We start from the raw sequence: 22,321 nt of genomic DNA, 5'->3' as shown, positions 1-22,321 counted from the left end.
TTTATACTGGTTTGCAGGAAATCTATTTCTCTTATCGAATGATAGAGAGTCAAAGGCTGAAAACGGCTTATTGAAGAGATTTTCAATTGTCTGGCATTGGCTGGACTTTTTTCATAAGGAGGAATACAGGATGACGTTAACTTTGGAAGATATGACTGTGGAAGAGTTCAAAGCATTTCGCGGGATGTCCGTGCAAAATTATGCGAAACAAAACATTGCGTCGGGAACTTGGACAGAAAAAGAGGCGATTGAGAAATCGAAGCAAGCATATGAGAAAATGATTCCGGATGGTCGAAACAGCAGCAATCATAACTTTTGGAACATTACAAATGAACAAGGAGAAAGGATAGGCTGGCTTTGGCTGTATGCTGATCCGCTCCATCCACAAAAGGAAGCGTTTATTTATTCCTTTGGATTATATGAAGCCTATCGCGGAAAAGGGCTGGCGCAATTGGCGCTTCAAACGCTGGATGAAAGAGCAAGAGAGATTGGAGCGGAAAGAATTGCGCTTCATGTGTTTGCGCACAACGAGATAGCCGTCCATCTCTATCAGAAGATGGGCTATGCCATGACCAATATACGTATGCGGAAACAGCTGTGCTGACCCAGACGCTTTTACTTAAGCGGTTCTCCAAACACAATATGCCAATGTAAATGTTTAGAGTCCTGGTAAGCTCCTAAGTTGGTGATTACACGGCATGCGCCTTTTTCTTCCGTCACCATGGAAGCGACCTCTTGAATGACACTCATTAATTCAAGAAGTAAGTCATGATCGGACTCTTCCAAGGTGATTAACGAAGAGATATGTCTCTTGGGAACAGCTACAATATGAACCGGATAAAAAGGCTTTGTATGATAGTAAGCCAATACGTTATCCGTCTCTATTACCTTAGTCACTTTCGTTTTGCCGCTAAATACCTCATCACAGTAAAAGTCTTCAGTCATATGATCCATCCTCATTTTGTTTGTTGGGTTTATTCTTCTACTGTCTTCCGTTATTTTCCTTCTTTTGCATTTGATGTAGGGGAACACTTTTTATCATTTTCAGTTCGTTTTGATGTTTGAAAACAAAATGGTGTCCTATGATGGCAGCCAGGCTCTGATCCTTTCCTCCAGTATGGAAATGCCTATCTGGAAGTGGTGACAGGGTACTTTAAGATATCAACAAGGACAACGTGTGTTGTTCTTTTTTTATGTACATTATTATTGAAATCGTCAACATTTTACGGAGCTCCTCGCCTGTAACGATCGAATCAAACTTATTTTCTTCTTTATGGATGTCTGACTATTGTCAGTTTTTTTGAGTGAAAAACATTTAAAAATAAGTGGTTTACATAAATTTTTCGTGGATTTCCAGTTTACAATCTGACTATAGTCAGATAAAGTGAGTGTATCCAATTAAATCGATCAACAGAAAAGGAGAAGAAGCTCATGGAGTTACAGGTGGAAAAAATACATGCTGCAAAAATGTGGTCTATATCATTTATTTTTGTCACGCTTTCAAATGCATTTTTATTTATGGTGTTTGAAATGTTATTGCCGACATTGCCTTTGTTTGTAACTGCTATCGGAGGCGGGGCAAAGCAAGTCGGATTGGTTACAGGGATTTTTATGATATCTGCCATTGCCATACGTCCTTTTGCAGGGGTTTTGGCTCAACGATTTAATAAAAAATATTTACTTATATTTGGAATTGTTATCAGTGCCTGTTCAACCGGTGCATATTATCTGGCGTCAGATGTGAGCGTCCTATTGCTCATTCGCTTAATACATGGTGCCGGTTTTGGATTAGCAACTACTTATTTTGCGACGATTGCCGCGGAGATTATTCCGAAGGAGCGCCGAGGCGAGGGGATTGGATATTTTGGGGTAGGCGAAACGATTGCTGTTTCGGTTGGGCCTATGATTGGTATCTCAGCACTGGAGCTTTATGATTTTGAGAGGCTTTTTCTAGGCGGGATGTCCATTCTTTTACTGGCAGTGCTTATGGCTGCACTTGTGCGGAGGCGGCCTGAAGCAAAAGACACGGGTGAAAAGGGAAGGGTAAAGATAAAGGTGTTAGAAAGACGTGTGCTGTTTCCTTCGTTTTTAATTTTATTAGTCGGCATTGCTGCATCAGGGATTATGTCCTTCTTTGCGCTCTATGCGATCGAAAAGGGTTTCCGAAGTGTCGGAATGTTTTTCTTTCTGATTGCAGCAGCCAGTTTTTTTATACGTCTTATCTCCGGGAAAATATTTGACCGATTCGGAGCGGCAGCCATCCTTATCCCCGCATCAATATTCTCAATAGCAGGCCTTTCAATATTATATATTGCCCAAACCAATGCAATGTTTTTTACAGCGGCAATATGTTACGGATTTGGGTTCGGCTCAATATTTCCGGCTATCCAGACATGGTGTATCAATCTTGTAGAAGAGCATGAACATGAGGATGCTATGGGGACATTCTTTAATTTTTTTGATATGGGAATTGGCGGAGGATCGTTGTTATTAGGTGTGGTGGCAACGCTTTATTCTTATCGGGAGCTTTATATCGCTTCTATTTTGGTGTACCTGCTGTTTCTTTTATTATATATTTTATTTATCTGTTCCAAGAGAAAACGGATGTAATAATTTGGGGAGGGCAGAACAGTGACCCGTGAGAATATAAAACGCACAGCCGTTCGCCAATTTAATGAACTTGGCTACGAGGGAGTCAAAATGGCGCATATTGCAAAAGAATTAGGAATTCGGAAACAATCTCTGTCCTACCATTTCTCGTCAAAAAAGGATCTGCTGATGGAAGTGTACCCCGAGATTGTTGAAGAAGAAGTAGCGTTTATCAATGATTTTTTTGAATCACGAAAGCATATGCCAGCCAAGAATCTTATATATGATTTTTTAAAAGAAACACAGATGCGCTTTCATGCTATGCCCAATGTAGCCTTTTTGCAGGCGATGTCGTTTAAGGCTCCTGCTGAAGTAAGTGATTTTATTTCAGCCCAGTACCTGATGTTTCTGCATGCTTTGAAAAGCCGGGTTGCACTTGTTTTTAAAGAATCGGGCATCACTTGTCCGCCCGAGAAGTGTGCGATAGCCTTCATCACTCTTTTTGACGGGCTGAACATTCAGCTGGTTTACGAGAATAAACAATCATTTGAGCGGTCTTTAGAGATTTCCTTCGATATTTTTTGGCGAGGGCTGAAGGCGAAAGTTTGAAAAATACCAAGGGCGAACAGCCCTTGGTATCCCCTACACGCTATTGATCCAGCTCTTTCATTCGTTTCGTAAGCTCATTGAAAGCCTGATCAAGCTCCTTGTACCCTTTATCATTTGGCGTCATAAAACTGAGCTTGCCCAGCACTTCTTGTCTTTCTGTCTCAAGCTTTAAACGAAGCTCCTTCCGGTCATTTCTTTCTGATGGAACGCCACTCAATTGCTTTTCGATGCCATTGTCTGAGATGACGAGTTTACTGTTTGTTGTTTTTTCGAGAAAGTATCGGTCATGTGAAACCGCCAGCAATGTGCCGCTGTAGTGTGACAGTGTTTCCTCCAGCTGTTCGCGTGACGGCAGGTCGAGATGGTTTGTCGGCTCATCTAAAATCAGCACGTCTTTTTCCTCCAGCATATATGCCATCAGCTTGACCTTTACACGTTCACCCATACTCATATGCTTGATCGACTCAGTCCATTGCGAAGCTGTAAAACCTAAGTGCCTTATCAGACTTTGAACGTGCCCTCTTGCTTTGTATGTTTCATGATCAAATAACTCTTCCGGTGTTTGTTCTAAAGGCAAATCAAACACCTCTTGCGTTAAATAGCCGATATTTGCAGACGGCGATACCCATACGCTTCCCTCGGCCGTTTCCTGTCCCAGAATGATTTTCAATAATGTTGTTTTTCCGCTGCCATTGGGTCCTATGATCGCAACTTTTTCGCCGTGCTGAATTGTAAAATGTGCGTCTTTAAAGAGGATCCTTTCGCCAAAAACCTTCGTTACATGCTTAACTTCTAAAAAACGTTTTCCTGTTTTTTTGGTTGTATCAATTGAAAAGCGGACAGTATATTCCGGCTCAACGGGTTCGGCCTTTGCTTTCTCCAGCTCTTGTTCAAGCCGCTTCCGCTTGGATTTAATCTGGGCATCCGTACGCTTCGCTTTTACCCGGTGATATTCTTTAAACCCTTCCTTTTTCGTCGATTGGGCGTGGGCTTTTTCCGACCATGAAGCAAGCTCATTCATTTGTGCTTCAATCCGTTCAACCATTTTTTGCTGCTTATCATATTCACGCTGCTGGGCGAGTCTTTTCTTTTCCCGGAACTTCATATACCCAGAGTAATTTCCTTTGAATTCAATCAGGGTTTGAGCTTCGAGCGACCATATTTTTGTTGCGGCTTCGTCTAAAAAATAACGATCGTGAGAAACAAGAATTACAGTGCCTCTATAACTTTTCAGCTGTTGAATGAGAAATTGCAAGCTTTCTTCATCAAGGTGGTTTGTCGGTTCATCTAACAGTAAAAGATCTGCATCCTCTGATAGTCCTTTCGCCAGCCGTGCTTTCAGTTTTTCACCGCCGCTTAACTGTTGGAAATCCCTGACGGGCACACGCCATTTCTCCAGTAACTTCTTTTCGGCAGGCGTTAGATCCGCAAAGGAATACGACGCGGTTTCCTGCTTAACCAACGTCATTTTTACATCCTGCCGAAGGATTTGTCCTTGTGCAGGAGCTAAGTCATTGTGAATGAGGTGCAGCAGCGTAGACTTCCCAGCACCATTTTTTCCAATAATCCCAATGATATCTCCTTGCTGAACACTGGCATTTATGTTTTTAAAAACAGTCAGATCCTTCACTTCATAGCTGACATTTGTTAATGTTACGATCTCTTTCATCCATATCCCTCGCTTTAAAGGGAGAATAAAAAAATCCTCCCAAAATGTGTTGGAAGGATTAGCCGCGCCGTTGCATGATCAAATAAGCTATTTATTTATAAATAGCAATTCGTATATATAGAAAATGGGCAGACTAATCCTATTTTTTCTGATTTGAAATATTGATTTCAAACGGCAAAAATAAGATTAGTTAATCATTGTCCACCCATCATCCCTTCTTGTTTTGATTACACACACTATAGCATAACTTCAAATTCAAAAGCAAAGGTCATTTGTCATTTATTTTCATCAAAAAAGCTCCTGCTCTCATTTCTGAGGCAGGAGCTGCGAATCTTATTGATGCTTCGCTTTTCTCACTTTATAAATCACAATCAGCAAAATAAACCAAACCGGCGTGACAAATAAGGAAACACGAGTATCCTCAGCCAATGCCAGCACAACCAGGATAAACGCCAGGAACGCAAGAATCAGGTAATTGGTAAACGGGTAAAGCGGAAGCTTAAATTTGTTTGTTTTCGCTAATTCAGGTCTTGTTTTCCGGTATTTCATATGGCAGATGACCGTAATCCCCCAAATATAAATAAAGCAGACGGTTGAAATGCTTGTGATCAGGGTGAATACGCCTTCTGGCATGATGTAGTTTAACGTAACACCGATTAAAATCACGATAGCTGAAAAGAACAACGCATTTCTAGGTACTTTACGCGGAGTCAGTTTCGCCATTGATTCAGGCGCATTGTTATCTTTCGCAAGGGAATAGACCATACGGCTTGTACTGAATACAGCGCTGTTGCATGCTGAGGCAGCGGATGTCAGCACCACAAAGTTGATAATGCTTGCTGCCCCGACGATACCGACCGCGACAAATACCTGTACGAATGGGCTCTCGCTAGGATTAATGACATCCCAAGGATAGATGCTCATAATCACGAGAAGAGCACCGATATAGAAAAGCAGGACCCGGACAGGGATATTGTTGATCGCTTTAGGGATTACTTTTTCAGGGTTTTCTGTTTCACCGGCTGTCAGTCCGACCAGCTCAATGCCGACAAAGGCAAATACAACCATCTGGAACGAGAGGATAAACCCGTGCATGCCATTCGGGAACATACCTCCGTGGCTCCAGAGATTTGTGAAACTGGAGACGCCTGAGCTTGTGGAAAAACCTTTAAAGATCATCACAAGGCCAATGACGATCAGCGCCAAAATGGCAATGACTTTAATTAAAGCAAACCAAAATTCTAATTCTCCAAAGAGCTTGACGGTTGCCAAGTTCATAATCAGTAAAATAATCAGAGCGATTAAGCCGGGCACCCATTGCGGCACTCCCGGAAGCCAATATTGAGTGTAAAGTCCGACGGCTGTCAGATCAGCCATTGCAATCGAGATCCAGCAGAACCAATAGGTCCAGCCGGTGATAAAGGCTGCCATATCGCCTAAATAGTCTTGTACAAAATCAACAAAAGAGTGATAGTTCAAATTCGATAACAGCAGTTCACCCAGAGATCTCATAATCAAAAAGCAAATGATGCCTGTGATCATGTAAGCAAATAGAATCGACGGTCCGGCAAAATGAATGGATTTTCCTGAGCCGAGAAATAAGCCCGTTCCAATGGCCCCGCCGATGGCGATGAGCTGGATGTGCCTGTTTTTCAAGCCTCTCTCCAATTTTTGCTGATTTATATTGTCTTTCGTCATATCGTCTGTCACTTTGTGTGTTCCTCCATTGAAAATTGTTTATTGGGTCAGCAATATATTTTTAATGATTATTATAACACTAAAATTTCTATCTTTTTTACTATACAGGAAATATGAAAAGAAATTTTTATGGTTTTGAACGATGCATCATAAAAAAAGCGGCTCAATTTAGGGAGCCGCTTTCTTTTATGCCATTTCAGTTTTTTTCATGTACAGGTATAGCCCATAATCTGTCGGAGCGGATGCGTATCCTGTCTGCCGCAGCATTGCTGTGATATTGCCGCGGTGGTATGTCCCGTGATTGACAACGTGGGGAACCAGCTCAGAAACAGTCGTTTTCATGATTCCGCCTGAGGGATTTATAATCTGGAGGGGCTTATTGAGCTGCTCTTTTTGCTGTAAAAATAATGTATAGCGCTCGGATAATGTCAGAAACAGGTCTTCCATTTCCTCCATTTCTTTTGCCTCTGTCTGTTCTTTAAGTTGTTCAGCTAATGCCAAAGCATCAGTCATGCTTTGGCCGGAAAACACTTCAATCCAGCCGAGATCAGAAAGATAAACATGAGACAGCACATGGGATATCGACGGAAACACGCTTTGGATTTCTTGGCGGTACACCTCTTGTGGAAGCTCTTTTAATCGGTTGAAGATTTGCTGATTGGCCCAGACGTTATATTCATACAATTTTAATGAAAAATCTGACATGTTAATTTTCCCCTTTCGCGTTTATAACGTCTATTATACACGAACAAGCGTTCCTGGTAAGGTGTTCGTGAATAAAATTTGTTGACAGACATAGTTTAGGGGAATAAACTAATTGACATTGATCATAAAGTTTAGAGGGGTAAACTATAGTGAGGAGGGGCAGTTGTTGAATGAACAAAAGCTATGTCAGGCGATAAACCTGTTCGTGGAAGTATTACTTGAAGGGACAGAGTTTGTGCATCATGAAATCAATCAGGATGTCTTCAAGAATATCTCAAGGGAGCAGGCAGACCTGTTAAAAATTTTAAAAGTCAAGGGCCCAACCTCTCCCGGCAGCCTAGCCATGTATCAAAATGTACATAAAAGCGCGATTTCAAACAGGCTGAAAAAGCTGCTCGATAAGGGATTGGTTGAATGGGATGCCTGTCCGGCGAAAAGTGATAAGCGCTCTAAGCTTATTAACATCACATCCAGCGGTGAAACCATACTGGAAGAATTAGATTCAGCCATTTTTAATGCTCTCAAAGAGCTGATCGATGATATAGATGAGAAACACTTAAATTCCATCATAGAGATATTCACCATTCTAAAAAGCAAATTTAAAGGAGGAGATTCTGCAGAATGAGGCCAATCATCAAATTCAAGTGGGCAATTGCAGCGGTTATATTAGCACTTACCGTCGTTTTGGGTTTGTTTTCTCCGAACTTAACGGAGCTGGCCAATCAAAAGGGGCAGGCCCAGCTTCCTGCAGATGCTGTTTCAGAAAGAGCAAATGCCATTTTAAAACAAGCGGGCGAAGACAATAATTCGATCAGTATAGTCTTTACATTAGATCACGCTTTGAAGAAAGAAACAGAGGATCAGCTCCGGACAATGATTGATAAAGTCAAAAAGATCGACGGTGTAGAAGAAATAACGTCTCCTCTAACAGCAGACAAAGAAGTCAAAGACCAATTGATTTCAAAAGACAAAAAAACCGTTCTCATTCCTGTCACGATTACAGGTTCTGATAAAAAAGCGGAAAAAATCGCGGATGATATTTATAAAATCGTTCCTAATGATTTGACTGCATATATTACGGGAGCCTCTCTCATTAATCAGGATTTCGCTCACAGCTCAGAAGAAGGGCTCAAGAAAACGGAAGTGATCACAGTCTGCTTGATCATCGGTTTACTGCTGATCGTGTTCCGATCTGTTGTGACGCCTTTTATTCCGATTGTAGTTGTCGGTTTCTCTTATCTGATCAGTCAATCCATATTGGGCATCCTTGTGTACAATGTTGATTTTCCTATCTCGACGTTTACGCAAACCTTCTTAGTTGCCATCCTGTTCGGTATCGGAACAGATTACTGCATTCTGCTTCTTACCCGATTCCGTGAAGAGTTAGCGAACGGGCATGACAAAAAAGAAGCGGCGCTTATCGCTTACCGTACGGGGGGAAAAACCTTATTTATTAGTGGATTTGCGGTATTGATCGGATTTTCCGCCTTAGGATTTGCGAAGTTTGCGATTTTCCAATCCGCAGTAGGGGTAGCAGTCGGTGTAGGGATATTAATGATCATTCTCTATACACTGCTGCCATTATTTATGGTGACGCTGGGCGAAAAATTATTTTGGCCTTCTAAGAAAGTGCTGTCGCACAGTGACAACAAATTATGGGCGTTTCTCGGCAGACATTCCGTTGTGCGTCCGTTTCTGTTTATTGTCATCACGGTGATTATCACGCTTCCGTTCATTTTGACCTATGATGACCAGATTTCATTCGATTCGACTGCGGAAATCAGCAGCGATTATAAATCAGTAAAAGCTCTCGAGGCCATCAAGGATGGATTCGGTGAAGGGAAAGCGTTCCCGATCAATGTTGTCGTAAAAGGAGACAAAGATCTCACAACAGCTGATACAATCCCTTATCTCGGAAATATCAGCAAAGCGATTGAGAAAGTCGAGCATGTTGACTCTGTCATGACCATCACGCAGCCGACTGGTGAAAAAATCAAAGATTTATATATTGATAAACAGCTAGGCTCAGTTTCAGACGGGCTGGATAAGACGGTAAAAGGAATCGCCGATGTCCAAAGCGGTTTAACGGATATCGAAAACGGGTTGAATCAAATGACGGGTCAAACCGTCTCAGCCTCAAATAGCAGCGCCGGCGGTTCACTGGGCGATGCGGCAGACGGATTGGGCAAAATCAATCAGCAACTGCAGCTCGTGAGCAAACAGATTTCCCAATCCGGCAATACTGCACAGACCGTGCAGCAGCTTACGGCAATCAGCGGACAGCTTGGACAGATTCAAACCGGACTTGAACAAGCGAACCAGCAGCTCTCAGGCCAGCAGGCACAAGCTGGAACACTGACCGAAAGCCTGAAGAAGCTTGCCGGGGGTGTGAAGAGTGCAAATGATGGCCTGACGAAAATCTCTGACGGCATTACAGCTTCCAGTGATATGTTAGAGGATATGAGCAAAAGCTCAACCGTAAGGGATACAGGGATATTCATTCCTGATCAAGTAATGAAGGATAAAGACTTTAAGAAGTCAATCGACCAATATTCCTTTGAAGACGGCAAAGGCGTGCAATTAAGCGTCGTCTTGGACTCTAATCCTTATTCAGAACAAGCCATTACAACAATAAACCAAATCAAAAAAGCTGTAGCAAACGAAGTGGACGGCACTCCTCTCGAGGATGCACAGATCGTATACGGCGGGGTCACGAGTGTGAATGCTGACTTAAAAGAGCTTTCCACAACGGACTTCTCCAGAACAATGGTGATCATGATTATTGGCCTGTTTATTGTGTTAACGATTTTGTTCCGATCAATGATCATGCCGATTTATATGATCGCGTCACTGCTGCTGACGTATTACACCTCGATATCCATAACGGAATTAATTTTTGTAAACGGCTTAGGAAACACCGGCGTCAGCTGGGCGGTACCATTCTTCAGCTTTGTCATCTTGATCGCGTTAGGCGTGGATTATTCGATCTTCTTGTTGGACCGATTTAAGGAAGAGGTGCACCTTGGCATTGCGCAAGGTGTTGTCAGATCAATGAGCAAAATGGGATCCGTCATTATTACGGCGGCCATTATTTTGGCCGGAACGTTCGCGGCGATGATGCCTTCAGGCGTCAATACGCTGATGCAGGTGGCAAGTGTCATCATTATCGGGCTGTTGCTTTACGGCCTTGTCATTCTCCCGCTCTTCATTCCGGCAATCATCATGACCTTTGGCGAAGGCAACTGGTGGCCGTTTGGAAGAAAGAAAATCAAAGAATAATAGAGAGAAGAGTGATGCATAGTACATCACTCTTTTTTTTGTGACAAATGACAGAAATGGATATTTGTCATTTGTTTGTGGTTTTGCTAAGATGTCTTCAGGGAGGTGTTGTATGCGGCCCTGAAAAGCCGCAGTACTATGAACAGATCTTCAGAAGGTGACGTATTAACCAAAAAACAAATACTGGCAGCGACAGAAGAAACATTAAGGCGTTTTGGTGTCGCGAAAACTTCGATTACAGATGTAGCGAAAGCATTACAGGTAAGCCATGGAACGATCTATCGCCATTTCAAAAGCAAAAAAGAGATTTTGGAAGCGGCGACTGAAATGTGGCTGAATGAAAAGATCATCGTGCCTCTTACCGCTGTATATGAAGATTCTTCTCTAAAAGGCACTGCGCATGTAAAAGCGTATATCAAGAAATTGTTTGATCTTAAGCGGTATTATGCTTTAGAAGATGAAGAATTATTTGCCATGTATACGAAAGTGACGGGTGAATGCTCGGAGATGGTCAACAAAAGCATTGTTCATATGGTCAAGCAGTTGAGTGTCCTTTTGAATGACTGTGACACAAAAACAAAGGATCATGAGGAGCTGGCGCGGGGCATTTTTTTCGCGACAGAACGTTTTCATCATCCCGCTCATGCGTACGAGTGGGAACGAGATACGATTGAAGAGGAATTTGAAAATGTTTGGTCATTACTTGAAAATGGTTTTTTGGCTTTTACGGAAAAATCGTAATCAATCGGAGGGTGGCATACATGGGACAGGTAAATGGTAAAACAGCGATTGTAACGGGAGCTTCAAGAGGAATCGGCCGTGCGATTGCCGAACAGCTGGCTGATCTCGGCATTAAAGTGGCAGTCAATTTTTCAAGCAGCCCGGAAAAAGCGGAAGAGGTTGTGGAAGGCATCAAGAAAAAGGGCGGAGAAGCTGTAGCTATCCAAGCCGATCTCAGCAAGGTAGCCGGCGCAGAGTCATTATTTACAAAAACCATCGAGGCATTTGGAAAAGTAGATATTCTGATCAACAATGCGGGTATCAATATTTATCAGCCAATCGAAGAAGTAACAGAGGAAGATTTCGACAAGCAGTTTAATCTCAATGTAAAAGGAACATTTTTCGCCTGCCAGCAAGCAATGAAATACATGGAGGAAAAGGGGAGAATCATCAACTTCTCTACATCCGTCGTTGGGCAAATGTTTTCGACGTACAGCGTATACGCAGGAACAAAGGGAGCGGTTGAGCAATTCACCCGCCAGCTTGCAAAAGAATTCGCAGAGAAGCAAATCACCATTAACGCGGTTGCGCCGGGGCCTGTAAATACTGAGCTGTTTACTGTTGGCAAAACCGAACAGCAAATCGAAGGCTTGAAAAAGACCATTGCACTCGGCCGAATTGGCGAACCCGAAGATATTGCAAATGTCATTGAGTTCTTGGTAAGTGAAAAATCACAGTGGATCACAGGCCAGACGATTCGTGTGAACGGCGGATTTATTTAAGATTCAAAAAGAGCCCAGAAAATAGATCTGGGCTCTTTGTTTTATTTCCATTCTGCAATTGTATCAATCGGCAGACGGTAGGAAGCATAGCCTTCGTCTGCTGCTTTTCCGATAGAAAGAAGCATGACCGGTACATAACGTTCTTTATCTAATCCGAACGTCTCCGCGATGTTTTCTTTATCGTATCCGCCGATCGGATTTGTATCATAACCGTGCGCACGTGCAGTCAGCATCAGCTGCATTGAAACAAGACCTCCGTCAATCAGGATCGTTTCGCGGTTTACCTGTGCCGGCAGCTTTTCAAAATGAGCGGTTAGCGCGGCGATTTGTCTGTCTTTGACTTCCTGCGGCATGTAACCGAGTTCCACGGCTTTTGAATAGATTTCTTCTAAGTAGTCTGCATTGTTCATATCTGCAAATACAGCGATGACGGCAGATGATGTTGTGACTTGAGTTTGGTTAAAGCTTGCAAGCGGTGCGAGTTTTTCTTTTCCTTCAGGGCTGTCAATGACGAGAAAACGCCACGGCTGTGCGTTGACAGAAGATGGAGCAGTTGTTGCTTCTTCTAAGATTTCTGTCATTTCTTCCTTGGTGATTTTCACTGTCGGATCATAGTTGCGAATAGAACGGCGGCCTTTCATAATCTCCATAAAATCGTTTGTTTTGATCATGTTGATACACTCCTCTTATGCTTTGATATTGTCTATGTTGTTCCGCATGCGCGCCAGCACATCAATGAGCAGGCGGCGCTCGTCTGCATTTACATTTGCGAGCATTTCCTTCATGAAACGCTCCTTTTCTTTCTTTGAAGACTCGATGCGCTCTCTACCTTGGTCTGTTAACCGAACAAGGGTGATGCGGTTGTCTTCAGGCTTGCGCCGTCTTGAGACCATGCCTTTGGCTTCCAGTTGTTTTAAGTGTCTAGTGACGGCGGCGCTATCAATATTTACTTTCTTTTGAAGGTCGCTTTGACTGATCTCATCTGCATGATAAAGCAATGTCAGCAATTCCAAACGAGATTGGCTGATGCCCGTGCATGCCTCGAACTTCACGCCAATCACCTTGTTCACGCCTTGCAGCTGATATAAAATCTCGGCTTCCTCTGAACAAAATGACGCCAAAACCCATCCCTTCCTTCTTGTCAAAACTATTAATTGATATATCAATGATTGACACGTCAATTAATATACAACGATTGATTCCAACTTGCAAGTCATTTGCACATTTGAAAAACCTCCCACGTATTTAGCTGGGAGGTTGTTTTCATCCTTGCGGCTCGGGATCATACATCAGCAGAAAAAAGCTGGGCGTTTCTTCAGATCATGTAGCGGCTGGTCACGTGATGATTCCCCGCATTATCCCCTTTATAGTAGTTCGAAATGTCACTTTGCTGGAGACCGTGCTCAAGCTGCTTTCACAGGCTGAAAGTTATGATACAATATACAAATGTTTTACAGCTTCAATCCATCGTTGGAGTTGATATCGATTTTACATAAGGGACTAGGTTGAAGGGAAGGTTTGATAACATGCTGCACAATCCAACTGGAAAAGAACGCTTGGCATTGGCGTTTCTGCTCGGCATGCTTGCTATATTGGGCCCGCTTAATATAGATATGTATTTGCCGAGTTTTCCTGAAATCGCGAGTGACTTATCAGCAAGTGCTTCACTTGTACAGTTAAGTTTAACAGCCTGTCTGGTCGGGCTTACGATCGGCCAGCTGATTGTCGGGCCGGTCAGTGACGCGCAGGGAAGACGGAAACCGCTATTAATCTGTATTTTTTTATTTGCATTATCTTCTCTGTTTTGTGCGCTGTCGCCCAATATTACAACACTAGTGGCTGCGCGTTTTTTACAGGGGTTTACCGCTTCCGCGGGGCTTGTGCTGTCTCGCGCCATCGTCCGCGATGTGTTTACCGGCAGAGAGCTTTCTGAATTTTTCTCGCTGTTAATGGTCATTACAGCTGTTGCGCCAATGGTTGCACCTATGACAGGCGGTGCCATTTTGCTTTTGCCATTTGCAACGTGGCATACGATTTTTCACGTATTAATGATCATTGGATTTTTACTTGTTTTTTTGATTGCTTTTCGTTTAAAAGAAACGTTGCCGCCGGAAAAGCGGATTCCAAGCTCAATTGGAACGTCTGTAAAAACGATGGGCAGCCTGCTGAAGGATCGGTCCTTTATGGGGTACGCGTTAACTGTCGGATTTATTCATGGTGGAAGCTTTGCTTATGTATCCGGTACACCATTTGTATACCAGGATATCTACGGGGTGTCTCCGCAGGTGTTTAGTATTCTTTTCGGCATTAACGGCCTGGCAATTATATCGGGAAGTTTTATTATTGGGCGCTTTGGCGGAATCATTCATGAAAAAAGCCTGCTTCGCATCGCAGTCATTACGGCTATGATTGCGACTGCTGTGCTGTTGACCATGACCTTAATTCACGGCCCTCTTGCCACATTAGTCATATCCATTTTCATTTACATGATTACGATCGGCATGGTTTTGACCAGCACGTTTACGTTGGCCATGGAGAAGCAGGGGGACCGTGCCGGAAGTGCAAGTGCGCTGCTCGGCATGCTTCCGCTGCTCCTCGGTTCGATCGTGTCGCCGCTTGTAGGCATTAACGAGACGACAGCCATTCCGATGGGAGCGATCATGTTTGTGACAGCGGTCATCGGCTCACTGGCGTTTTTTGGATTAACGAAAGAACAAGCGGAGCAAAACTCATAAAAAAACCTGACATGACGTCAGGTTTTTTGTTTTATTTAGAATAACAACAGCAGGCCCGCAATCGCAGGAGTCAAGAAGATGGCCGATTTTAAGACCACCTTTGGCATGAGGTTGGTGAATTTCGCGCCTGCATAGGCACCGCACATTGTGCCGACCAGAACTTTGACCAGCAATATATAATCGACAAATCCTTCTGTGATATATCCGATGCCTCCTCCTACAGCGAGAGGGATGATCACAAGCATCGTCGTTCCCACAGAATGGCGGATGGACAGGTTCAGCATAATCATTAAACCGATTTGAATAAAAGGTGCCGACCCGATGCCGAATGTGCCGGAAAGAACGCCTGCTACAATTCCTAAGATAACCGCTCTCGTATACGTTGAAAGAGTGCTTTGATTCACTTGTGCCTTCTCTTTTAAAAGAAACAATCTGATTAAAATGAGAATCGCTGATAAAAATAACATCCCAGCCGTCAAGTAATGAAGCAAATCAGCCGGAATGAAAGATGTCAGCTTTGCGCCGAAAAATGAGCCGACCGCAGCAAAGCATCCGACTGTTAAGCCGATTTTCATTTGAATGTTCCCTTCACGATAGTGACTGTACGCCCCTGATAAGCTGGTGAAAGCCATCCCGGCGAGGGAAGTGCCTAAAGCCGTATGAATCGGAACATGAAATAGAAGAGTTAAAAGGGCAATGACAAATCCTGCTCCCCCGGCACCAATAAAGCCTAAAATAATTCCGAGAAGAAACATAACAAAAATGATGAGCATATTTTTTCCTCCATTGAAAAGATCTAATAAAATAAGTGCGCTATTCTGGCGGAGGTATGGTGTCCTATTGGCGGTGTAAAATAGTTTCCAGTAGTCCGTCGACCGTCGTTCAGCAAACATATCGTACCTCATATTCTGAAATCTGACAAGGCAGTTTGTTGCTTCCCATTACCATCTGTTATATGATTTTGATGAAGAAAAGCCCCTGAATATATTCAAAAGAGGTATTATATATGGACGATTTTAAATTAGACAAACCGACTCCTTACTACCTGCAATTTTATAACCAGCTGAAAAAAATGATCTTCAACGGGACTTTTAAGCCGGGGGAACGGATAAACGAAACACAGCTGGCGAAAAGCTTTGGCGTCAGCCGCTCTCCGATAAGAGAAGCCATGCGGCTGCTTGAGAAAGACGGTTTGTTAAAAGCAGATGACCGAAATGGATTTTCTATCACGTCATTAACGGCAAAAGATGTAGATGAGATTTATAGAATCAGAATTCCGCTGGAGCAGCTGGCAGTCGAGTTAGTCATAGACGAAGCGGATGAGAAAGAGCTTGCCATGCTTGAAAAACAGCTTGAAGAAACAGAAAAAGCCATTCACAACGGAATGGAAGACACGGAAATCATCCATTTAAACCAAAGGTTTCATGAGCTGCTTGTGGATTTTAGCCATAACCGGCATTTGAAAAATTTGCTTGAGCATGTAAATGATCTGATTCACTTTTGCAGAATCCTTAATTATACTGGCGACCACCGTGCAGAAACGATACTGAGTGAGCACCGCAAAATATTTGAAGAAGTGAAAAAGAAAAACAAAGAAGCAGCCAAACAGTATGTGATGGCTCATTTCAATCATGACTGTGAGCATTTGAAAAGAGTGCTTGAAGAAGGAAAAGAGAATTGATTTGCGTGATACAGTACCAAGGGGAGCTGCTCCTTGGTTTTTTTGTTTTCACAAACATATAAAAGGGCTCCCGTTAATAACATTTTATGATGGATTTATTAACGAATAATGGGGGTTAAACATGTTTATTCATATCGTCCGGCCTGGTGATTCTTTGTTTTCCATAGGCAGAAGTTACGGTGCTTCTGTTGATCAAATCCGGGGTGTGAATGGGTTAGACGAAACGAATATAGTGCCGGGGCAGGCTCTGCTAATCCCTCTTTATGTATATACAGTTCAGCCGGGAGACACGCTGACCGCCATTGCGGCAAAAGCGTTTGTTCCCCTAGAGCGATTGCAGGCCGCAAACCCGGGCATCAACCCAAATGCTTTACAAGCGGGAGCAAAAATAACGATTCCTTCTATCTCAAATTACATTGCGGGTACGTTAAGTTTTTATGTGCTCCGAAACCCTGACCTCGACCGGGAATTAATCAACGATTATGCGCCATACTCGTCTTCGATTTCGATTTTCGAATACCATATTGCACCTAACGGCGACATTGCAAACCAATTGAATGATGCGGCGGCTATTGAGACAACATGGCAAAGACGAGTGACGCCGCTTGCCACCATAACAAACCTTACATCAGAAGGCTTCAGTACGGAACTTGTTCACCAAGTCCTGAACAATCCGACAGCAAGAACCAATCTGGTCAACAATATTTATTACTTAGTCTCCACAAGGGGATATGGAGGTGTGACAATCGATTTTGAACAGGTGAGCGCCGCGGATCGTGATCTTTTTACTGGGTTTTTACGTCAGCTGAGAGATCGTCTTCAGGCGGGAGGGTATGTACTGACGATCGCTGTTCCGGCAAAAACAAGCGATAATATCCCATGGCTGAGAGGCTACGATTATGGAGGGATAGGAGCAGTTGTCAATTATATGTTTATCATGGCTTATGATTGGCATCATGCCGGAAGTGAGCCGGGTCCTGTAGCGCCAATTACTGAGATCAGGAGAACCATTGAGTTTGCGATTGCGCAGGTGCCAAGCAGAAAAATGATCATCGGAGTCCCGCTCTACGGGTACGACTGGATCATCCCGTACCAGCCAGGCACAGTTGCTTCAGCCATTTCAAATCAAAACGCAATCGAAACAGCGATGCGGTACCAAGCCCCGATACAATATTCAGCCGAATATCAATCACCTTTTTTCCGATACAGAGATCAGCAGGGACGGACACATGAGGTATGGTTCGAAGATGTCAGGAGCATGAGCCAGAAGATGCTGATCGTCCGCGAGTACGGATTGCAGGCCATAGGCGCTTGGCAGTTAACCTTGGGTTTTACGCCAGGCCCATGGCTTCTGCGGAAATTTTTTACGATCAGAAAGGTATAAAAAGAGACACCAAAGCTGGGTGTCTTTTTTTAGATTTTAGTCCAAAGCAGCAGAATTGTTCATTCATTAGTCCCTTGCATGGGTTACGTTCCCATTTTACGATTAGTAGTAGTCTGATCAAACAAAGATTCAGAATACGATGTGAGAGGGAGTTGTCTAGATGAAGTCAGTATTGATTTTGAATTTTCCTGCGGAAGGTCATGTGAATCCTACCTTAGGCATTACAAAAGCGTTTTCCGATAAGGGATATGACGTCCATTATATTTCCACTGAAAAATATAAAAAACGATTAGAAGCGGCGGGAGCGACTGTCCATCTTCACCGGGATCTGCTGCGGACAACACCTATCCATATCGCTTCGCCCAATGGCATTCTTGATTTCCTGAAGATCCATATCAAAACCTCACTGGACATTTTACATATAGTCAAAGACTTATCTAAGAGCATTCAATTTGATTTTGTGTATTATGATAAATTCGGCGCGGGGGAATTGGTGAGGGATTACTTAGATATTCCAGGGGTCGCTTCATCAGCGTCCTTCCTGTTTGGCGAAGAGCATCTGAAAATCCTGCCCCTGCACCCTGAGTCTGGAGCGCCGCTTGAATTGGATCAAGAATGCGAAGACCTTTTGGCAAAAATGAAAGAAATGTATGGTGTTGCCCCGAAAAACCTGGTTCAATTCATGAACAATAAAGGGGAATTGAATGTAGTGTATACGAGCCGTTATTTTCAGCCTGAAAGCGATCGTTTCGGGGATGAATGTCTGTTTATCGGCCCCAGCTTTCCAAAGAGAGCGGAAAAATCAGATTTCCCGATTGAACAGTTAAAAGATGAAAAGGTCATTTACATTTCAATGGGGACTGTTCTCGACAATACGGAGGAATTTTTCAACCTTTGTATTGATGCATTTTCTGGCTTTAACGGAAAAGTTATCATCGCAGCCGGAGAAAAAGCGGACCTGGCCAAATTAAAGCGGGCGCCGGAAAACTTTATCATCGCCCCATATGTCCCTCAGCTGGAAGTGCTGGAGCATGCTGATGTTTTCATTACACATGGCGGAATGAACAGCGTAAATGAAGGCATTCATTTCAATGTGCCTCTGGTTGTAATGCCTCATGACAAGGATCAGCCGATGGTGGCGCAGCGCCTTTCTGAACTCCATGCAGGCTATGTCATTTCGAAAGATGAAGTCGATGTACAAAAATTAAAACAGGGCGTAGAGGCGGTTTTACATCATGATCAATATACGGAAGGCATTAAAAAAATCAATCAAAGCTTCCAAGAGTCTATGAACATGGATGAAGTGATGGAGCGGATTGACGAATTGATTCAACAAAAAACCAAGTAAGCAAAAGAACTCCCGTACCTGGTACGGGAGTTCTTCATTTTAAAACTTGATTTTGATCTTTTGAGCATCACTGATTTTCTTATGGTTGTGGTCAAAGACGTCACTTGTTTTGATTTCGATCCACTTGATCGCTGTTTCTTTCTCCTTATCATCAGCATCTTCATCGTGTGCATGGCCGCTTGATGCATTCACAATAAAGCCAAGATTTCCGGATTTTTCGGCTCCTCCTTCCAACTCACCATTTAACTCTTCAAGATAAATGTCTTTGTTCCAATCAAAGGTTTCCCCTGTATTTGTTTTCATCAAGGCAATCGGCGCAACGTTTACTTTCTTTGAAGAGGTGTTCTTGATGTCAACGAAGACCTTAACGAAATCAAACTCTTCATCATGTGTTAACACATGAAAATAATCAATCATGCTGTAATCCGGACGCAGATGGATCAGCTTCATTTCTTTTACTGTTAACTCCACATCGCCAATCTTATAGGTTTGATTCACTTGCTTGATATCCTTTAAAACAGCTTTTCCCTTGTCACCAGAAAACGTTTGGCCAACCTTCAGCAATGACCGGTCATCGGTTACTTGGGAATTAGGCTGATACTCATCAATACTGTCTTTTAGAGATGATGTGCTTTGCGGTGTGGCTTTTACCGCTTGCTCGCCGGTCGCACTTTGTTTTTCTGAATTGGCGTTCGATGAGCAGCCCGCAAGCACGATGGCAAAAACAAAAATTGAAAGAATTCTTTTCATGATGATTCCTCCATTAAAAAGAGATCCCGTTACTTCATACAAGCAACGGGACACCTTGTATTCTTTTACTTATCGTTAATCTTAATGTTGTATTGTAAAGCCTTAAAGACATTTTTGGCGATTTCTGTGTTATCGATTTGGCCGGCAAATGTCTCACTAGACGGTCCGTACGCATAGACGGGAACATCTTCACCAGTATGTCCGCCTGTCGTCCATCCAGTGTGAGAGCGTTTATTGAAAATCTCCTCGATCGCATTATCGATTTCAAGCACTTCTTTCGATTTTGCGGCTTTTTCAACAGATTGAATTTCTGATTCAGTTAAAGCCAATTTCTTTTGGTCAATATACGTTTTTAATGTTTTTTCAACATCCGCGCCGTCAGCGATTTTTTCTGCCATAAAGTCAGGTGTGCGCTTTGCGGCTTTAATTGGTTCACTGAACCAGTTGTAGATGCCGTCCGCACCGATGGAGTATCCACCGGTTGAGTGGTCAGCCGTTGCGACAACCAATGTATGCTTGTCCTTTTTGGCGAAATCAATAGCCGCCTTATAAGCTTGTTCGAAGTCTTCCATTTCACTCATGGCGCCGACGATATCATTGTCATGGCCCGCCCAGTCAATCTGGCTGCCTTCCACCATGAGAAAGAACCCGTCTTTATCCTTGTTTAATTTTTTAATCGCTGTGTTTGTCATATCTTTTAATGAAGGGATATCCTTCGTACGGTCAATCTTTTTAGGCAGGCCGCCGTCAGCGAATAGGCCGAGAACTTGGCTGTCTTTATTGTTCAGCATGTCCTTGCGGTTATCCACATAGCTGTATCCCGCTTTTTTGAATTCTTTAATCAAATTGCGGTCTTTCCGGTCAAAATTGCTTTTTCCTCCGCCAAGCAGCACATCAATTTTGTGCTTGCCGTTGACCATTTCATCATAATAATCATCGGCAATCGAGTTCATATTTTTTCGGCTGTGATCGTGTGAACCGAAAGAGGCCGGAGTGGCGTGTGTAATTTCTGAAGTGGCCACAAGCCCTGTTGATTTTCCTTTCTCTTTTGCTGCTTCAAGTACCGTTTTGGCTTCTGAACCATCGTTATCCACGGCAATTGCATTGTTATATGTTTTGATCCCGGCTGACATAGCCGTTGCTGCAGATGCAGAATCTGTTACATTTTGTTCTGGATCTTCAGGGTAAGTCGTTTGCTGGCCGACAAGGTATTGATCAAAGGCGGTAGGCTCTACAAACTTTGTCTTTTTATTATCTTTTAAATAGCGATGTGCAGACGTATAGGACACACCCATACCATCACCAATCAGAACGATAACATTTTTAATTTCGTTTTGATTCCCCTTTTTCTTTTCCTGGGCGCTGGCTTCAGGCACACTGCCGCTGGCTAAGCTGCTGAACGCAATAGATGATAGAACCGCTATAGGCAGTAATTTCTTCGGGAATTTTTTCAACTGGATAACCTCCTAAAAATAGATGAATCTCAATGACAACCCCATTATATTTTTAAACTGTTAAGCTAGTATTAATCGATTTTAAAGATTGGATTTACAAGAATAAGAGGATGACGAATAATTGCAGAAAAGCGAGGGGGCTAATCTCATCCAGTGATAAAAGAGAAGGCAGCTGAACTTTTCATTCATCTCGAACAGAAATAGACAAAGCGAAAATCGTGCGGGAATTAGGAGGGGGCAATACACCATTTACAATTGAGAAAGAGAGACTGGCATTTCAGTCAACGGGAGAATGGGTGAACAAGGTAAGCCGCTGATCTATACAAGTCTAAAGTGTCTTACAGACGCCTTAAAGAAGTATCTATACCATTTACCGGACAATTTGTAAGCGGCATGCAGGGATCTCTATGGGAGAATCCCTGCTTTTAATCAAACAAGGTCTTTTCATTAAGGGTAAAATGACTTGCAGCATAATGATCACCTTGCTTCCATTTTACCTCAATCGTAATATCATGGCCTTTAAGCTCATGTTCATCCAACCGCTCTAAAAAAGAAACGGACTTTTCTTTTGCGCTCCCATCACGAGAAGTGCCGCCGGAATAATCACGCATGGGGATTTCTGTATCAGAACTCAGCAAAACCTCATCATCTTTTTTTACAATCAGTGATTCCACATAAGTGATGTCTGCTTCAGCCGTATCACCGATCCAATATAGATTGCCGCTGTATTCATTCAGAGCATCTTCATTTTTTGTAAAAACAGCTTCCCAATTCTGATCTTTGCTTTCTCCCTGCCAATTTGGATACTCCAATCGCACATGATGAATCAGCTGATAGGAAAAGAAGATCAAGCAGAAAGCCAATAATAAAGTTGCTGTGAAAATGAGAGGGTATTTAAAAGAACTGGACATAAAAAAC

At 43.0% G+C, this 22,321-nt stretch carries 21 protein-coding genes; 11 read left to right on the top strand and 10 right to left on the bottom strand.

The window, feature by feature from the left end; all coding sequences use genetic code 11:
• Positions 1 to 130: 130 nt before the first annotated feature.
• Positions 131 to 604, top strand: coding sequence for a GNAT family N-acetyltransferase (locus tag AC4CV5_RS17310; protein ID WP_166854145.1), 474 nt, complete (start codon positions 131 to 133; stop codon positions 602 to 604).
• Between the two features lie 11 nt (positions 605 to 615).
• On the opposite strand, the gene AC4CV5_RS17305 is transcribed toward AC4CV5_RS17310, so the two are convergent.
• Complete coding sequence (locus tag AC4CV5_RS17305) at positions 616 to 945, bottom strand: HIT domain-containing protein (protein ID WP_166854144.1); 330 nt, start codon at positions 943 to 945, stop codon at positions 616 to 618.
• Between the two features lie 486 nt (positions 946 to 1,431).
• On the opposite strand from AC4CV5_RS17305, the gene AC4CV5_RS17300 reads away from it, so the two are divergent.
• Complete coding sequence (locus AC4CV5_RS17300; protein WP_166854143.1) at positions 1,432 to 2,610, top strand: MFS transporter; 1,179 nt, start codon at positions 1,432 to 1,434, stop codon at positions 2,608 to 2,610.
• A gap of 21 nt (positions 2,611 to 2,631) precedes the next feature.
• The gene (locus AC4CV5_RS17295; protein WP_166854142.1) at positions 2,632 to 3,198 is read left to right on the top strand and encodes a TetR/AcrR family transcriptional regulator; all 567 of its coding nucleotides are present in this window, start codon (positions 2,632 to 2,634) and stop codon (positions 3,196 to 3,198) included.
• 40 nt (positions 3,199 to 3,238) lie between these two features.
• Here AC4CV5_RS17295 and vmlR read toward each other — a convergent pair whose 3' ends face one another.
• From vmlR to dinB, 3 genes are all read right to left on the bottom strand, one after another.
• Complete coding sequence (gene vmlR, locus AC4CV5_RS17290; RefSeq protein ID WP_490923431.1) at positions 3,239 to 4,867, bottom strand: ABC-F type ribosomal protection protein VmlR; 1,629 nt, start codon at positions 4,865 to 4,867, stop codon at positions 3,239 to 3,241.
• A 333-nt stretch (positions 4,868 to 5,200) separates the two neighbouring features.
• Positions 5,201 to 6,577, bottom strand: a complete 1,377-nt coding sequence (locus AC4CV5_RS17285) for an amino acid permease (RefSeq protein WP_222143630.1) — start codon at positions 6,575 to 6,577, stop codon at positions 5,201 to 5,203.
• A 174-nt stretch (positions 6,578 to 6,751) separates the two neighbouring features.
• Positions 6,752 to 7,270, bottom strand: coding sequence for a damage-inducible protein DinB (dinB, locus tag AC4CV5_RS17280; RefSeq protein ID WP_248602481.1), 519 nt, complete (start codon positions 7,268 to 7,270; stop codon positions 6,752 to 6,754).
• A 166-nt stretch (positions 7,271 to 7,436) separates the two neighbouring features.
• Between dinB and AC4CV5_RS17275 the strand changes: the two genes are divergently transcribed.
• The 4 genes from AC4CV5_RS17275 (at position 7,437) to AC4CV5_RS17260 (ending at position 12,051) form a co-directional block, all read left to right on the top strand.
• Complete coding sequence (locus tag AC4CV5_RS17275) at positions 7,437 to 7,895, top strand: MarR family transcriptional regulator (RefSeq protein ID WP_248602482.1); 459 nt, start codon at positions 7,437 to 7,439, stop codon at positions 7,893 to 7,895.
• Positions 7,892 to 10,549, top strand: a complete 2,658-nt coding sequence (locus tag AC4CV5_RS17270; RefSeq protein WP_490923429.1) for an MMPL family transporter — start codon at positions 7,892 to 7,894, stop codon at positions 10,547 to 10,549. Before AC4CV5_RS17275 ends, AC4CV5_RS17270 begins: the two co-directional genes overlap by 4 nt.
• A gap of 138 nt (positions 10,550 to 10,687) precedes the next feature.
• Positions 10,688 to 11,290 carry a TetR/AcrR family transcriptional regulator gene (locus tag AC4CV5_RS17265; protein WP_490923428.1) on the top strand — a complete coding sequence of 201 codons (603 nt, stop codon included), beginning with the start codon at positions 10,688 to 10,690 and terminating at the stop codon, positions 11,288 to 11,290.
• Positions 11,291 to 11,310: 20 nt separating this feature from the next.
• Positions 11,311 to 12,051, top strand: a complete 741-nt coding sequence (locus AC4CV5_RS17260; RefSeq protein WP_490923426.1) for an SDR family oxidoreductase — start codon at positions 11,311 to 11,313, stop codon at positions 12,049 to 12,051.
• A 41-nt stretch (positions 12,052 to 12,092) separates the two neighbouring features.
• Here AC4CV5_RS17260 and AC4CV5_RS17255 read toward each other — a convergent pair whose 3' ends face one another.
• Entirely contained in the window at positions 12,093 to 12,722 is a 630-nt protein-coding gene (locus AC4CV5_RS17255) for a nitroreductase family protein (protein WP_003240607.1), read from the bottom strand.
• Between the two features lie 15 nt (positions 12,723 to 12,737).
• Positions 12,738 to 13,232, bottom strand: a complete 495-nt coding sequence (locus AC4CV5_RS17250; RefSeq protein WP_222143635.1) for a MarR family transcriptional regulator — start codon at positions 13,230 to 13,232, stop codon at positions 12,738 to 12,740.
• Positions 13,233 to 13,577: 345 nt separating this feature from the next.
• Between AC4CV5_RS17250 and AC4CV5_RS17245 the strand changes: the two genes are divergently transcribed.
• Positions 13,578 to 14,786 (top strand): Bcr/CflA family efflux MFS transporter, encoded by a 1,209-nt coding sequence (locus tag AC4CV5_RS17245; protein WP_490923424.1) that lies wholly within the window; start codon positions 13,578 to 13,580, stop codon positions 14,784 to 14,786.
• 35 nt (positions 14,787 to 14,821) lie between these two features.
• Here the strand turns inward: AC4CV5_RS17245 and AC4CV5_RS17240 are convergent, their stop codons facing one another.
• Entirely contained in the window at positions 14,822 to 15,559 is a 738-nt protein-coding gene (locus AC4CV5_RS17240) for a sulfite exporter TauE/SafE family protein (RefSeq protein WP_222143637.1), read from the bottom strand.
• A 233-nt stretch (positions 15,560 to 15,792) separates the two neighbouring features.
• Here AC4CV5_RS17240 and AC4CV5_RS17235 point away from each other — a divergent pair, with 233 nt between their 5' ends.
• The 3 genes from AC4CV5_RS17235 (at position 15,793) to AC4CV5_RS17225 (ending at position 19,199) form a co-directional block, all read left to right on the top strand.
• Positions 15,793 to 16,467, top strand: coding sequence for a GntR family transcriptional regulator (locus AC4CV5_RS17235; RefSeq protein WP_373924336.1), 675 nt, complete (start codon positions 15,793 to 15,795; stop codon positions 16,465 to 16,467).
• Positions 16,468 to 16,588: 121 nt separating this feature from the next.
• A complete protein-coding gene (locus AC4CV5_RS17230) occupies positions 16,589 to 17,851 on the top strand; it encodes a glycoside hydrolase family 18 protein (RefSeq protein WP_166854129.1) in 1,263 nt (420 codons plus the stop codon).
• Between the two features lie 160 nt (positions 17,852 to 18,011).
• Entirely contained in the window at positions 18,012 to 19,199 is a 1,188-nt protein-coding gene (locus AC4CV5_RS17225; RefSeq protein ID WP_222143640.1) for a glycosyltransferase, read from the top strand.
• A 39-nt stretch (positions 19,200 to 19,238) separates the two neighbouring features.
• On the opposite strand, the gene AC4CV5_RS17220 is transcribed toward AC4CV5_RS17225, so the two are convergent.
• From AC4CV5_RS17220 to AC4CV5_RS17210, 3 genes are all read right to left on the bottom strand, one after another.
• Positions 19,239 to 19,949, bottom strand: a complete 711-nt coding sequence (locus AC4CV5_RS17220) for a membrane lipoprotein lipid attachment site-containing protein (protein ID WP_490923423.1) — start codon at positions 19,947 to 19,949, stop codon at positions 19,239 to 19,241.
• Positions 19,950 to 20,014: 65 nt separating this feature from the next.
• A complete protein-coding gene (locus AC4CV5_RS17215; protein ID WP_166854126.1) occupies positions 20,015 to 21,403 on the bottom strand; it encodes an alkaline phosphatase family protein in 1,389 nt (462 codons plus the stop codon).
• A 425-nt stretch (positions 21,404 to 21,828) separates the two neighbouring features.
• Positions 21,829 to 22,314 (bottom strand): DUF4944 domain-containing protein, encoded by a 486-nt coding sequence (locus AC4CV5_RS17210; protein ID WP_248602483.1) that lies wholly within the window; start codon positions 22,312 to 22,314, stop codon positions 21,829 to 21,831.
• Positions 22,315 to 22,321: the final 7 nt, after the last annotated feature.

Source organism: Bacillus sp. NS1 (assembly GCF_058248265.1).
Note: the sequence above shows the minus strand (reverse complement) of the source record. Positions and strands in the feature narration are given on the sequence as shown.